The sequence below is a fragment of the Brevibacillus sp. HD3.3A genome (genome assembly GCF_013284375.2).
Lineage (GTDB): Bacteria > Bacillota > Bacilli > Brevibacillales > Brevibacillaceae > Brevibacillus > Brevibacillus parabrevis.
Genome location: NZ_CP085874.1, coordinates 760,038 through 775,409, shown reverse-complemented (window position 1 = coordinate 775,409; position 15,372 = coordinate 760,038). Strand labels below are relative to the sequence as shown.

General features: G+C 52.3%; 10 protein-coding genes. 1 reads left to right on the top strand and 9 read right to left on the bottom strand.

What is annotated here, in order from left to right; all coding sequences use genetic code 11:
• Positions 1-110: 110 nt before the first annotated feature.
• The 8 genes from HP435_RS04010 to HP435_RS03975 form a co-directional block, all read right to left on the bottom strand.
• A complete protein-coding gene (locus tag HP435_RS04010) occupies positions 111-1,430 on the bottom strand; it encodes a helix-turn-helix domain-containing protein (protein ID WP_173598713.1) in 1,320 nt (439 codons plus the stop codon).
• 21 nt (positions 1,431-1,451) lie between these two features.
• Entirely contained in the window at positions 1,452-2,453 is a 1,002-nt protein-coding gene (locus HP435_RS04005) for a dipeptidase (RefSeq protein ID WP_173598714.1), read from the bottom strand.
• A 45-nt stretch (positions 2,454-2,498) separates the two neighbouring features.
• Positions 2,499-3,605, bottom strand: coding sequence for an aminopeptidase (locus HP435_RS04000; protein ID WP_173598715.1), 1,107 nt, complete (start codon positions 3,603-3,605; stop codon positions 2,499-2,501).
• Between the two features lie 52 nt (positions 3,606-3,657).
• On the bottom strand, positions 3,658-4,626 hold the full coding sequence (locus HP435_RS03995; protein ID WP_173598716.1) for an ABC transporter ATP-binding protein: 969 nt from the start codon (positions 4,624-4,626) through the stop codon (positions 3,658-3,660).
• Complete coding sequence (locus tag HP435_RS03990; RefSeq protein ID WP_173598717.1) at positions 4,623-5,612, bottom strand: ABC transporter ATP-binding protein; 990 nt, start codon at positions 5,610-5,612, stop codon at positions 4,623-4,625. Before HP435_RS03990 ends, HP435_RS03995 begins: the two co-directional genes overlap by 4 nt.
• A 52-nt stretch (positions 5,613-5,664) precedes the next feature.
• Complete coding sequence (locus HP435_RS03985) at positions 5,665-6,552, bottom strand: ABC transporter permease (protein WP_173598718.1); 888 nt, start codon at positions 6,550-6,552, stop codon at positions 5,665-5,667.
• Between the two features lies 1 nt (position 6,553).
• Positions 6,554-7,492: a nickel ABC transporter permease gene (nikB, locus tag HP435_RS03980; RefSeq protein WP_122966356.1), complete on the bottom strand. Its 939-nt coding sequence runs from the start codon at positions 7,490-7,492 to the stop codon at positions 6,554-6,556.
• A gap of 353 nt (positions 7,493-7,845) precedes the next feature.
• Complete coding sequence (locus tag HP435_RS03975; RefSeq protein WP_229049818.1) at positions 7,846-13,269, bottom strand: Ig-like domain-containing protein; 5,424 nt, start codon at positions 13,267-13,269, stop codon at positions 7,846-7,848.
• Between the two features lie 323 nt (positions 13,270-13,592).
• Here HP435_RS03975 and HP435_RS03970 point away from each other — a divergent pair, with 323 nt between their 5' ends.
• On the top strand, positions 13,593-14,108 hold the full coding sequence (locus HP435_RS03970; protein WP_229049817.1) for a DoxX family membrane protein: 516 nt from the start codon (positions 13,593-13,595) through the stop codon (positions 14,106-14,108).
• 88 nt (positions 14,109-14,196) lie between these two features.
• Here HP435_RS03970 and HP435_RS03965 read toward each other — a convergent pair whose 3' ends face one another.
• Complete coding sequence (locus HP435_RS03965) at positions 14,197-15,069, bottom strand: class I SAM-dependent methyltransferase (RefSeq protein WP_173600199.1); 873 nt, start codon at positions 15,067-15,069, stop codon at positions 14,197-14,199.
• Between the last annotated feature and the right edge of the window lie 303 nt (positions 15,070-15,372).

Below are 15,372 nucleotides of genomic sequence, written 5' to 3'. Positions count from 1 at the left end.
TGCCGCTGAGATTTCCCTGTTGAGCTGGCGGACAGGAAACTAGCAGCCTGACAATCGCTCCGGCTTTCGCACATTTCGCATAGGAAAACCGGAGCCTGTCGGGTGTACGCTTACTGGTAATTCAACCGATAGACAGCGCGAGGACGTCCTTGTTGATACGGCTGTTCTTCGCCGATGACTTCCACTACCTGGTGGTCGATCAGCTTTTTCAAGGTGCGCTCCGAGCTGCGGCGGCTGATCTGCAAATAATCCGCCAGGTCGGTAGCTGTAAAGCGATTGTCGCGGCGCAGCCTGACATACTGGACGAGCTTGTTGATCGTCGCCACGCTCGACCCTGTTTTCTCGGCGATTTCCAAAATGGTCTTGTTCTCGCTTTTGAGCTGGAACGTCTTCGCCTGGGCGTTGACCGGGCCGATCACTTCTTTTTCATCCGTGACCAAATAGGCGCTGTTCTCATTCTGCTTCCGGGCGTGGTAAATCGCAATTCGCGCATTCGCCTCCGCTTCCTTCGCCGTCAGGCCAAACCCGAAGCCCATCGTCACTGTTACTTTGCTCAGTTGTTCGACGTTTTCCAACACTTGCACGATCTTGCCGTACTCGATCATTTGCTCGATGCTGCCGCGCGTGCCGTATATGATGAACTGATCCATCCCCAGCTTTTGGATCGAAGCATCTGTCTCCTTGACCAGTTCGAGCAGCTCTTGCAGCAAAATGATCGCTGCGTCCTGCATCTGGCTTTCCGTCTCGTAGCTTGCCCGTTCCTGCTGATGAAAAGTCGCGATCCCGACGGCAATTTGCGAGTTTTTGCTGATTTTCAGCTGACCGAATGCGACGGCCTGATTGATCGCGTCCCGGATGTTCTTGTCCGGAACGATCAGCGGCGCACACGGTATGCCCAGCTCGCGCAGCCGAACGTGCACATAGTCAACGCCAGTCAACGCGAACTTGCTCTCTTGTTTCTCCCAATGCTCCCGATGAAACCGGATCACTTCCTCGACGTCGAACCTCGTGCCTCCGTCTTCCACAATCTCGCTGTAATCCGTCACATGCCAGGAAGTCGGCTGCAAGTCCAGTTCTTCTGCCACTTTTGCGATATACGCAGCTTTTGGCATGTCGATGGAAATATGCTCCAATCCCCCCTCGACATTGAGCATGGTATGAAACAACGACAGTGAGATCGTGTATTCATCAAAAGGAATGTACACCGCTGGCCATTTTTTTTGCTCGATCTTGTCTCTGGCGAAAAAATACGGCAGCGGCCCGGCAAACAGCAGCACATCGCAATCGTCAACAAGATCGAGTATAGCTGCACTCTCTTTTGGATTCTGGTACGTATACGATTTCATCTGGATATTCGCGTCTGCGTTGACGTTTTTCAAGATTCTTGGCAGAAATTCTTCCGAAGAGATTGCCGCTATTTTAATGAGCATAAGTCCATTCCCTTTTCTGTCTTATTTCCAGACTTCCCGATAGACTCTGAGGAAGTTTTTCGCCATGATCAGCTCGATTGCCTCGTCCGTATACCCTCTGCTGGCAAGACCGCGCAAGATTTCCGGCACCTGGATATGTCCTTTCACGACGTCAAAATCTTTGCGCGTCAGCGAAGTGAGTGCATCCGGCGACTCGTATTTCATAAAAGGCTCGATAATATCAAGGCCGATTCCGACGTGCTCGACCCCGACAAGCTTGGTAATGTGGTCCACGTGGTTCAGCAAATGTTCGAGATCAGACTGTTCATCCCGATCCGCGACAAAAATGTTGACCCCATTCATCCCGATGACTCCGTTCGTGGCAGCAATCGCCTTGATTTGCTCGTCGGTCAGATTGCGCATGGAGCTGGCGAGTGCCCGACAGTTGGAATGGGAAGCGATGATCGGCTTTTTCGCGATTTCCACGACATCCCAAAAGCCTTCGTCGTTCAGATGGCTCACATCTATAATCATCCCCATCGCTTCCGCTGCTTCAATCAGCCGCACGCCGAACTCGGTAATCCCGCCTTTTCGCCCTTCACGCACAGGTGTAAAATGACTGCCGTCGCCCACGAAATTGCGCCTGCTCCAGACGAGTCCCAGAAACCGGACCCCCAGCTCGTAAAAGACGCGCAGCATACTCAAATCATTGTACAGCGGCTCTGCCCCTTCCAGCGAGAGGACGAAGCCGACTTTCCCCGCTTTTTTTGCCGTCTCGATATCCGCCACGCTTTTGCATACCATCACTTTGTCCGCAGACTCGTCCGCTTCTGCATGCAGGGCGCTGATTTGCTGAAGCGCTTTGCGCAAGCCCAGCTCAGGCAAAAACTTGCTGTCGATATAAATCGCGGAAACAACCGTCTGTACCCCGCCTGCGATAAAATCCGGCCAATAATCCGCTGCAATGACTTGTTTTCTGCCTAGCTCACGCTGAATCGCCACATCCATCAGCAGATCAAAATGAGCATCGATCACATGTGTCATACGCCGTGTCTCTCTCCTTTTCCCAAAGGCTCTCTCGTGTCTCTACTATTTCAATGCCTCAGGATTGAGCGCTTCCAGCTCAGCCAAGACAAACCGTCCATCTTTGCGAATCAGCCGATCGTCGAACCAAATCTCGCCGCCACCGTACTCGGGACGCTGAATCGAGACCATATCCCAATGAATCGTCGAGTTGTTCCCGTTGGAGGCAGCGCCGTAGCATTGGCCCGGGGTAAAGTGAAAGCTTCCGTCTATTTTTTCATCAAACAAGATGTCGCGCATCGGCTCCCGGATGTAAGGATTGACCCCTAGCGCAAATTCTCCGATGTATCTCGCGCCTTCATCCGTATTCAAAATGTCTGTCAGCCGCTTCGTCTCATTGGCTGTCGCTTGCACGATCTTGCCTTGCGCAAACTCCAGGCGAACATGCTCAAACGTAAAGCCTTGATAAGGAGAAGGCGCATTGAAAGTAATGACGCCGTTCACCGAATCTCGAACCGGGGCTGTGAACACTTCCCCGTCCGGAACGTTTTTGTCGCCAGCACACAGGACAGCAGGTATGCCTTTGATAGAAAAGGCAAGCTCCGTGCCTGGTCCTATTATTTTGACACGGTCTGTTTGTTCCATCAATTCCTTTAGCGGCTGCATCGCCTTCGCCATCCGGGCGTAATCCATCGTGCAAACGTCGAAGTAAAACTGTTCAAAAGCTTCCGTGCTCGTATTCGCCAACTGCGCCATGGCAGGATGCGGATAGCGGAGATACACCCATTTTTTATGGAGCCGCACTTGCCGTACTTGGCTGGCAAAAGTCGCCGCCAGCTTCATCTGTTTCTCAGGCACATCCGCCAGCTCGTTGATGTTGTGACCGCCTTCGATGATGATCACCGCGTCCATCTTTTCCATCTGATACCGATCAATTTCCGCCTCGTCCCTGAACTGCTCGGCAGTCCCGCCTAGCAAAAGTTGGCGTTGCACCGTGCGATCCCGCAAGTTTACAAAAGGATGCCCGCCCGCTTGCTGTACCGCTTTCACCAGTTCCTTGACCATGGACATATCCACTTCAATCGCTTCAATCAGTACGCGGTCTTCCGGCTGTACGCGGGTAGAGTAGTTGACCAGCACATTCGCCAGTCTGGTCAGTCGTGAGTCCAGCATCGTTTCCTGACACCTCCGTCATCTGTAAAATTTTTTTCTTTTGCCTGCCTCATCACCCGTTCCTTTCATAAAGATGACAAGCAACCAGTCGCCCCTCTACCTCTTGTAAAGCAGGGGCGGTCGTCTTGCATATATCCATGCACGCCCAGCAACGCGGATGAAACTTGCAGCCGCTCGGCGGGTTGGACGGCGAAGGCAAATCTCCCTTTAGGAGAATCCGTTCCCTTTTTTCATCGGGATCAGATACCGGAACGGCCGACAGCAGCGATTGCGCATACGGATGCAACGGTTTGGCAAACAGGTCTTCCTTTTTCGCCAACTCGATCACTTCGCCCAAATACATGACGGCCACTCTGTCCGCGATATGCTCGACTACGCTCAAATCGTGCGAGATGAACAAATAAGTGAGCGAAAGCTGCTCCTGCAAGTCTTGCAGCAAATTGAGAATCTGGGATTGAATCGACACATCGAGGGCGGAAACCGGCTCGTCGGCGATGATCAGCTTCGGTCTGAGCATCAGTGCGCGGGCAATTCCGATCCGCTGGCGCTGTCCGCCGGAAAATTCATGCGCATACCGCGCCAGCTGCTTTTTGCTCAAACCGACGAGTTCCATCGTGTCTTCGATCAATGCTTGGCGTAGTTCTTTCGGAATGCCGTGGGCGATCAGCGGCTCGGTCAGGATGCTCTTGATCGTCAGCTTGGGATTGAGCGTATCAAACGGATTTTGAAACACCATCTGCATATTGCGTCTGACCTGGTGCATGTCCGCTTTTTTGAAGGGGCGAATGTCTCTGCCTTGAAACACGATTTCGCCTTCGGTTGGTTCAATCAAGCGCAAAATGCATCTGCCCAGCGTCGATTTGCCGCAGCCCGATTCCCCGACGATTCCCAGCGTCTCCCCTTCCGTCACCGTCAAGTTCACACCGTTTACGGCGTGTACGCAGGTCGGCTGTTGCAGCCACCCTTTTCCGGTGAGAAACCGCTTTTGCAAATTTCTCACTTCCAACAGCGGTGTTTTCATGCATTCACCGCCGTTCCCTTGGTGTGCTCCTGATACAGCCAGCAGCGACAATCGGATGCTTGGTCGACAGCCAAAAGTTGCGGATTTTGCTCCAGGCAAACTGGCATGGCTTTGTCGCACCTGGGAGCGAAGCGGCAGCCTTGCGGGTACTCCTCCGGGGTCGGCACGCTGCCCGCGATGCTGTACAGGCGCTTTTGCCCTTTGGACCGATGCGGGGTCGACTGGATCAGCCCGATCGTGTACGGATGCTTCGGGTTGCGCAGCAACGTACGGACGTCAGCTGATTCGATGACTTGTCCCGCGTACATGACCATCACCCGGTCACACGTCTCTGCCACCACTCCCAAGTCGTGCGTGATCATGATCAAGGACGTGCCCCGCTCCGTACGGACGTTTTGGATCAGCTGCAAAATTTGCGCCTGAATCGTCACATCCAACGCTGTCGTCGGCTCATCCGCGATCAGCAGCTTGGGGTTACAGGCAATCGCCATCGCGATCATGACGCGCTGCCGCATTCCGCCGGACAAGCGATGCGGGTATTCGTGGTAAATTTCATTGGCGCGCGCAATGCCTACCTGTGTCAGCAGCTCGATCACTTTTTCCTTGGACTGGGCACGCTTCATCCCCTCGTGCTTTTCCAGCCCCTCGCTCATTTGTCTGCCGATGGTCAGGACAGGGTTCAGCGATGTCATCGGCTCCTGAAAAATCATCGCCATTTCTTTGCCGCGAATGTTTTGCATCTCGTGTTCGCTGCACGACAATATTTTTTGCCCGTTCAGCAAAATGCTTCCTTCCGTCTTGCCGTTCTTGTCCAAAAGGCGCATCAGGGACAGGGACGCTACGCTTTTGCCGCACCCCGATTCTCCGACGATGCCCAAAGCCTCGCCTTTTCTGACGTACAGCGAAAGATCGTCTACCACTTTGAAAGCCTTTTCATTTTTCGCAAAAGTAGTTGTCAGGCCGGATACCTCCAGCACATGGGTCATTTTGTCTGCACTCCTTTCCAGCTACAGCACTCGCTGCCTTGATTGCTCCGACTCATGCTTTCGGGTCAAAAATGTCGCGCAAAGCATCTCCGAGCATGTAGACGGTAAAAACAACGACGGTAATCGCGATCCCCGGAAAAGTCGCCAGCCACCAGGCTTCCCGCAAGTAATCTTTGCCTTCGTTCAGCATCGTTCCCCACTCCGGGGTAGGCGGCTGTGCCCCAAGTCCGATAAACCCGAGCGCAGATGTGGACAGAATCGCTCCGCCGATGAACATGGTCGTATACACAATCAGCACGTTGGCGATATTCGGAATCAATTGGTTGATGATGATCCACCAGTTTGAGCTGCCGATGGATCTGCTCGCTTCCACGTACCCGGACTCTTTGATGGACAGCGCTGCTCCGCGGACCAAAATCGAAAACCCGGGAATGGAGGCGATTCCGATCGCAATCATGGCATTTTCCTGGCTTGGCCCCAAGGCTGCGACGATTGCCAGAGCGAGCACAATCCCCGGCAAAGCCAGCAGCACGTCCATGATTCGCATGATCAGATTGTCAAAAAATCCTCCGATGTAGGCGCTGGTCACTCCGAGGAGCGTCCCGACCACAAAGGTCATCGCCGACGCCATGACTGCTGCCGTCAGCGTCACCCGCGTGCCGTACAAAAGCCGCGATAAAATGTCTCTGCCGATCGCATCCGTCCCAAGCCAAAACTGTTTCGACGGGCCTTGCATGAAAGCTTCGTAATACGTTTTGGTCGGATCGTGCGGGGCAATCCACGGGCCGATAATCCCGATCACGATAATGCCGAGCATCATCAAAAAGCTGTATTTCGCCTTTTTTCTTTGCATGATTTTGCCGAGCAATTCGAAGCGGGGAAGCTGGCGTTCTTTGCGCCACATGGAGCGAACGGTTACGGCCTTGTTGATCTCGCTCATGTCATGCACCCTCCCTTTTGGCGGAAAAATTGATCCGGGGATCGAGCAGAGCGTACAAGACGTCAATTACAATCACGACAACGACGTAAATCGCTCCGATGAACAATGTCGTTCCCTGGATCATCGGAAAGTCCCGGGAGCTGATCGCCTGGATGGCCAGAGTGCCGATTCCCGGCCAATTGAAAACTTGCTCCACGATGACGGCTCCACCCAACAGGCCCGCAAACTCCAGGCCAATGACGGCGACAATCGGGATCATCACATTGCGAAAAGCGTGGCGGAGCAAAATGATTCGTTCCCCCATGCCTTTTGCCCGGGCGGTTCGGATGTAGTCGTTGGACAAAATTTCTACCATCCCCGCGCGAGTAAGCCTGCTGAGTGCTGTCGCCATCAAGGTGCCGAGCGTGAGGGCAGGCAGCACGATATCCAGCAATCCGGTTCCGCCCGCAATCGGAAACCAGCCTAAATGCACCGAGAAGACGAGGATGACGAGCAACCCCAGCCAAAAACCGGGCAACGCCATGCCCAAGGTGGAAAACATCATGATCATCCCGTCGATAAACGTGTCCTTGAATCTCGCGGCAATCACACCCAGCCCCACTCCGACGATCACGGCAACGCCCAGGCTTGCCACTGCCATTTTCGCCGTTGCCGGAAAGCGTTCGGCGATCTCGGTACTGACCGGCCTGCCCGTTTTGAGCGAAGTGCCCAAGTCTCCTTGAATCAAGCCGGATGCGTAGCTGACATACTGGGAGACGAGCGGCTTGTTCAGCCCAAGCTCTTCGCGCAAGGCTTCGATTTGCTCCACTGTCGCCCGCTGTCCAAGCATAATTCGCACCGGATCGCCCGGGATGAAATGGATGAGCATGAAGGTAAACACCGAAAGTCCAAAAAGAACGACGACGCCAGACATCAATCGTTTGAGAATAAATTGCGTCATGAGGCAGGCACCTGGTTGCAAAGATAGATGAGATAACTGCCGTTTTGCTTGCCGGCAAGCAGTGAGCCAAGCCCGACTTTTTTGCCATGCATTCTGGTGATCGACACGTTCCGCCCCTCCCTGTTTGTTTTTCAGCGACATTTGTCGTTATATAGTCGCTATTCATTTGAGTATCAGTCTATTCGAAATTGATAGAAAGTTCAATATGTGATTTTGATTTTTTCTGATAGTGGTGGGAACTAGGCGGGCAGCCTGTGGGCGGACAAGTATTGCCAATCAGCTTTTTCATCTTCAGGCAAAAAAGAGAAAACCCGCTTTCTCCTGCATGGCAGAAAGCGGGTTTTTATGCGTGATTAGTCCCAATTCGGCAAGTTCACGTCTTCGTCTTTTATCAAAATTTCTTGGTATTTCACGATCTTATTGTTCGCGTCGACCTCGAACAAAATGAACCACATGCCGGGCACTCCGCGGAACTCCCCTGACTCGTGCAGTTGTTTCGCATCATCTGGAACGGCATCGCCAGCTTTGTACTTATCAGTTGGCTGTCTGTCCGACATCGTGTTCAAGTAGCGCACGTTGTTAAAATCAATTGCGGAAGGCAGAACAACTTTGGAGAAGTACTCATCTGACGAAGCTTCCAAATGGGCACCAAGCTCTGGCAAAGGGGTTGGTGTGCCTGGGTCGGTCGGCGTGCCTGGATCAGTCGGCGTTCCCGGATCAGTCGGCGTTCCCGGATCAGTCGGCGTTCCCGGATCAGTCGGCGTTCCCGGATCAGTCGGCGTTCCCGGATCAGTCGGCGTGCCTGGATCGGTCGGCGTTCCCGGATCAGTCGGCGTGCCTGGATCGGTCGGCGTGCCCGGATCAGTCGGCGTGCCCGGATCAGTCGGTGTGCCTGGATCAGTCGGGGTTCCCGGATCGGTTGGCGTGCCTGGATCAGTCGGCGTGCCCGGGTTGGTCGGCGTTCCGGCGTTTTCCACCGTTACGGCCAGATGCTTCTCGCCCGCTTCTTTCGCTTCGAACATCAGCGAATTTGCGGAAATCGCGACATGATAGATGCTGTTCAATTCGAAATCGTCAGCGACTGCCTGTCTGATTTTTTCCGCCACCTGTTCGGCGCTGTCGTTTGCCTGTACGGCAACGGCAAGTTTTTTATCAACTTGGCCGTCCGCAACGTGCAGGATGACCTTCCCTGTAACGGCAGCTCCTGTGGTCACTCTAACCCGGAAGATCGCATTTTCGCCCTTATGCCCGTAATGCCCTTCTCTTACTGTGGTGAACGACCCCCACGTCAAGCCTTCTACAGCCGAGCCGGAGCCATTTTCCACCACGCTCATCAGCACAGTCGCTTCATCGCCAGCGCCTGGCATTTGCTTGATGATGATTCCCGCCGGATCAGAAGACATGATTACTTGGTAGTTGTTTCCTTCCGGGTGATGTTTAAGCGCTGCTGTCAACACGGATGCTACTTCCGAAAGCATTTGCTCTGTATCCCATCCGACATACAGCTTCATGTTCAAAGGTAGTTTGCGATTCAAGTAATCAATCGTGTTTACATCCGTTCCGTTGATCGACATGTTCAGTACGAGCAGTGCGGTTCCCGGGCCGTTGATCGGCTGTCCGTTTGCTCCTGTAACCGTACCGGAAAGCGGCAGGAAGTATTCTCCGAGAACTTCCGTTGTCGCCTCTCCTTCCTGTCTGGTCACCACATCTGACAGAACCACCCCTGTGCTGTCCGCAAGTGCAACCTCTGCGTCTACATGAACCGTTGCTTCAACATGCACAGACTGATTTGCCTTGACCCCTGTCGGCAAGTTCAAAAGACTGCCTGTTACCGTTACATTTTGTGCATTTTTATCTTGTTTTTGGTAATTGACCGATTGCAAATCCCACTTCACGTCAGCCTGAATCGTGCTGTTGTCCGTCAGGTTTACCGTTACATGTGTCGGCAGATTGAAGCCTTTTTCTGTTGCGTTCGTCCCGTTGGCAATGCTGCTGATGGAGACCGAATCGACACTCTCTACATAACGAACTGCTTGAACCGTAACATTTGCCGTCGCAGTCTGATTGTTCTCCGCTACTCCTGGCGGTAGGTTTACCAGCGTACCTGTCACGACTACCGATTGTTCTTGCTCATCTGAATCATTGTAGGTCGATCCCTCTACATCCCATGTTACGTCTACTTTCGCGTTTTTGCCGTCCTGCAAAGTTACATCCACCTGTTTCGGCAAGTAAGCGGCCAAATACGTTTTGCTGATTCCGCCCGGTACATTCGCAACAGTTACAGTCGCTACATTGGTAATCGGCACGGCATCTCCAGTCGCAACGGTAGCCTTCGCTTTCAGTGTGCTGCCTGGAACAATTCCATCCGGAATGTTCGTCAGGTTGCCTTCGACCTCGAATGTCTGCGCTGTTGCTTTGGCAGGATCATAGGTTGTGCTTGCTACGTCCCACTGAACAGGCACTGCTACTTTTTTGCCCCCGGACAACACGACTTCAACGGTTTCCGGCAAGCCCAATGCTTTTGCCGTTTTCGCCGTTCTGCTCAGTACACCTGTGAGTTGGACTGGCGTAATGCTTTCGATTTCCCGTGCGGCATTGACAGAAATTTGGATTTCCGCCTCGACATTTTGGTCGTTCTTGATCCCGCGCGGCAATCCGTAGCGATCTCCCAGACGGCCTTTGATCGTGACAACATGGGCTGCCAGATTTTGTGGATCATAATCGCCTTGCTGCCATGTAACACCCACGTTTTGGGTACTGTTATCACTGAGCGTAACCGTTACTTCATTCGGAAGACCAAGCTGATAGAAGTTAGTTCCGTTTTCAACGTTCGTCTTCATCGGCACGGAAGCTACGCTCATGACTTGCATCGCACCCTCAACCGTGATTTTCGCCTGTGCTTTGAGGTTTTGCGCGTTTTTCACACCTGTTGGCAGCTCTGCGCTCCAAGAACTTCCTCGCAGTGTACCTACGGCTGTAAAGGTCTGTTTGCTGGACAAATCAGGATCGTACGCGCTAAAGTCCCAACGCACATACAATTCTGCTTTTGTTCCATCGCTCAAGGTCACTTCTACCCAGCTCGGAAGCTCGAAGTTATAGGCAGGGGTGTGGTTTTCGTACGATTTTTCCGCAACCTCTGGTACGCTAACAATCGTTTTATCCGTGTTCGGTACTGGCTGTCCTTTGGAAGCTGCATCAATTTTCGCTGTTTGCGCATCAATGCGAGCTTGCCACTCGGCAATGGTTGTGGCTTGCGCCATTGTTTGCTTCGCTGCATCCAATGCTGCTTGCGCTGCCTGTCCGCCATCCTGAACCGCCTTCTGAATGTCTTCCGCGGTAGCGAGTGCGAGCGATTCGTATGCTTCGACTGCCGTTTTCACCAGAGCAAGCTTGTCCAAAGCTGTTTTCAGATCGTTCAGGGAGTGCGCTCCCATTTGGATGCTTCCCAGATCGACATTCGGCGTTGCCGTCAGTTTTTCGATGAGTGCCAGCAGTTCATTTGCGTCTTGGTTTGCAAATGTCAGGCTGCTTGTACCCAGACTCAGCTCTCCCAATGCGCCGCGAATGTCCAGCTTGGCATCTGTTACCGTGCTTCCAACTTCCAGCTTGCCGACTTTCGCCCCAGTATCGAGCTGGACAAACGAGTTGCCGTTGACCACAACATCCCCTGCGATCGTTCCTTGCAGCTTGATCGGTTGCTGCGTGGAACCGGACATGATTTCCAGTCGCTGAACGGAAGAGTTCGGGTCCACTTTCACGCTGCCGCCATCCGGGTCCGTAATCGTGATTTGCTGGATCGCGCTTCCGGCTCCTCGTACATCGAGCGTTCCCACCGCAACGTTTTGCACTTGCACGCCGTTTACTTTGACGTTTTGCAAAATGACCGTAGCATTCTTCGCATCAACAACCAGACTGCCGTTGCTTCCGCCCGTTCCGCGAATATCGAGATTTTGCAGAGTAATGGTGCCTGCTGCGTTCGTGCTGATGCCAATGTTTCCGTTCACTGTAGTCAAACCGCTGTTAGGCCCATATGAACCGAAGCTGGAAAGCTGGAACGATTTGTTGAATGTGCCTGCGGCTTTGTTCGGCGCAAGCTCGCTGTTCGGATCAACCGGGATGGTTGGCGTAGTCGGAGTCGTTGGCGAAATGACCGCATCCAAAAATTGAACTGCAAACGAATCGGTAGTCAAATCACGGGACGCGCCGCTCACTTTTTCTTTCGCTACCGTTACTTTGAGCTGGGAAACGCTATCGCCAGCTGTGTGTCGCTCTGCTTTTCCCGTGAAGCTGATGCGCAGCTTCTGGTCATCTACGCGGACAACATTCGCTTTCAAGCCAGCAGGGAGCTTCGCTACCGTCACATCTTCGTTTGCAATATCTTGTGCAAACGTTCCAGCTGTCAATGTTACTTCCAACTGTTCAGCAATTTGCCCGTCATTGGACGCGGACTCTGTCACGCGAGATTGGCCCAGCACCAGCTGCGGTCTTTTTCCTGCGCTCACTTCAATCGCGATCGTAGCAGAGACTCCCGCGATCGTCGCCGTGACTTCCGTTGTTCCGGCTGCCTTCGCTGTAACGACACCGTTTTCGCTAATCGTCGCTACCGCGTCGTCCGCGATTTTCCAGTTCACGTCGTTTCCGCTCACAACCCGACCCGAACGATCGGTTGCCACAGCCCACAACGCAAGGGAGCGATCCTCGGCATCACTGTCATGCAAAATCGCGTCGTGGCCAAAGTGCATGATTTCTACTTTTTGCGGCTTCGTGCCTGTTCTTGCCACCGTAAATGGCTTCGCGCTGGCCTCGTAATCTTTATAGGTTACAGCCATACCTACTTCCTGATCTCTTTTGGCAGGTTCAATCGGCTCGAATACTAGCGTAGCGGTCTGTGTTTCCTCGTTCCAGTCTACCCGGGAGACGGACACATTTTTCTGTTTCTTGTTAATGGTGGTCGCAAGCGTAAAATCATCAGCAGATGGCATGCCGTCAGCAGCATCATGCACTTTCATGGAGACAAATCCATTGGCCGCTTCCAGATTCGTCACCAATGCATTCCCCGGTGTTACCTCCAGCTTGAGCGAAGCGGTTTTCTTGCCGGATGTCGCTGTAATATTTACCGTTCCCACACCTACCGCGCGCACATTTCCTTTTCTGTCAACGACAGCGATCTTCTCGTTGCCCGATTTCCAGACAACAGACGGATCTTTCACTTGTCGGCCAGCTTTATCTCTGGCAACAGCCACCAAAGACATGCGGTCATCTTCGGTTCCAAGTGCCAGTTCGGCGTCTGCCCCGATGTACTCGACAGACAAACTCTCCATGCGCTCTTGCCTGCGGGCCAGCTCATAGCTGGTTGTCACGGATTCATTGCCTTTGTAGGAAATAGCGATATCTACTTTTTGTTCCTTCGTGGAAAAAGCAAGCGGACTGAAGGAGATCAGCGCAGTGGATGTCTGCTCATCCCAGGCAAATTTGGTTACCTTCACTGTTTTTTGCCGTTTGCCGTTCACGTCCAGCGCCAGACTGAAATCGCCTTGCACAGGTTTTTTCTCCTGTTTGCCCGTGAATGCAACCTTGATCAGACCGTTTACCGCTGACGCAGAAGCAATCGCGAACGGCTTCTCACTGGAACTGGGCGCAACGTGAGACTCTACAGCACTTGCATACGTCTGGGCACTCTTCGACATGCCAAACGCAGTTACTGGTGACAGTGGCGCAACTGCCGACAGGAGGAAGCCTGTCGAGATCGCCACGTGACAAATCGTTTTCTTTTTCATTTCTATTGCTCCTTTTTCATAAATAATGATCAAGAGTGAACATATAACGATAATCATTATCAATAATGCCGCAAAAAAACAGGGCTCGCAGCGCGTATCCCTGTCATTTACTGAAAATGATAATCCTTCTCAACTACAGGCATGAATCATTATGCTCCTGTCCTCAACATCCGTCAAGAAATATTTTACATGTAAATTTTTTGCTTTCGAAAAATCTTTCTTGACAAATATATTGACCTTGTATAAAAATTTGGATGTCCCGCGTGAATGATAATACTTTTCAACTACGGCAATTTTTTCAAATTCATGCCGGGGTGATTTTTTTGAAGCAGTCAGCAGCGCTGTTCAAGCTGTACGCGTTTCCGTATCTCGTTCTATTGATGCGTATTTTATTCGGAGTAGGCTGGTTTTTGGCCGGGTTGACCAAAATTACGGAAAAGTCCTGGTACTCCAAGCCAGGCATATTTCTTCACGACTATCTGGTTCAGGCCGCACAAAAACCGCAAACGCCCGATTTTTACAAAGTTTTTATCAATGAAATTGCCCTGAATCACGTCATGTTTCTCAACTACGTCATTCCGGTCGTTCAGATTGCCATCGGCATCTTGTTAATGGTCGGTTTGTTTATCAAACAAGATATTCTCTTTTGTCTGTTCATGCATATCAACTTTATTTTGTCAGGAAATATGAATCTGACCAGTCTCGTGCTCTACACCAGCGCCTTCGGTTTGTTGCTGTGCCGAAGCTACACGTATGCGTACAGCCTCGATCGGGCTTTTGGCCGGGCACCATCTGAACGCGAAAAAGACCCCGCGCTTTTCCTGTCTCATCATCCATAATCTCGAAGCTTAAGGCACAAAAAAGCCCCGCTCTGTCCTAGGCATCTGCTCTAGGCAAGAACGGGGCTATTCAGTCATGCTTGATATGCTATCTCGTCGTCGTGAACCAGCCAAAATGCACGTGCTCACTGGCGTAATAATCGGTCTGTCCCTGGAAATAGCGCTGCTGGATCACTGCTGGACTGGCATGCTCGTGGAGGGAAAAACCGAGGCGGGAAAGATCGCGTGCAAGCTCCTCCGGGTCGAAGCTCGTCTGGAACGGCTCGCCGATTTTTCGCAATTCAGCCTGCATAATCAGCTCTGTATTGGTGGGAGTGAAGTAATCAAAAATGACCGAGCTGCCCGCAGGTGTCGTCTCGGCTATAGAGCCCAGTGTCGCAAGCACTTCGTCTCGTGACAGGTACATCGTGACCCCAAGCCAGCTAACAACCGTCTTCTTTTGCGGATCATATGCTGTACGGCGAAGCGCTTCTGCCAGGCTTTCTTTGGCGAAATTCACCGGAACGAAATGCAGCTGAGGAGACATCTCCCACCCCAGTTCAGCCAGCCGTTCCTGTTTGAAAGCTTGCGTCGCCGGATGATCGACTTCGAACAAGTGAAGCTTCTCCAGCAGTTCTGGACGCCGGAAAGCAAACGTGTCCAGCCCTGCACCCAGGATCACGTACTGCTCTGCTCCTTGCTCTACAGCCTGCTCCAAAATCTCCTCTGTATACCGTGCCCGGCTGACCACCTGAGGCAAGCCCATCGCTTGCAGCAGGGCAGGCAGCGTAGTCATTTCCCCGGCGCCCGCTCCTGATGTGGGACCGCTCGCAAAGCCTTGCTCGATAAGTGTACGGCGTTCCTCCGGGATCAGAGCCAGAGCCAGAAAATCGTCAAAAATTTTAGGAGTCTCGTTCATGGCGTGGTAACCGCGAATGTAGGCAGAGATGATTGCAGTCAGGCTTATCTGGTTTTCTTTCATCAGACATCCTCCCTTTTGCCAATCAGGTTTGTATGCTTCAAGGAGGAGTATAGCAGGGATGGGGATATAATCAATATTTTAAACATTAAATTATATCATAAATTTATTTTTATGTCAAGATGACTTATTTGTCCGTTTGTTGACATTTTTTCGTTTTGTCGCTGTAAAAAGCAGGTGATCGTGCTGGGCGTTAGGGCTACGTTCATGAAACAGCTTTGCTGAATCATCCGTCCTCTCCCCAAAAATGGGGCTTCCCACTAAGGGCAGCCCCATTTCTCGTTTCTCGTTTCTCGTTACATTGTC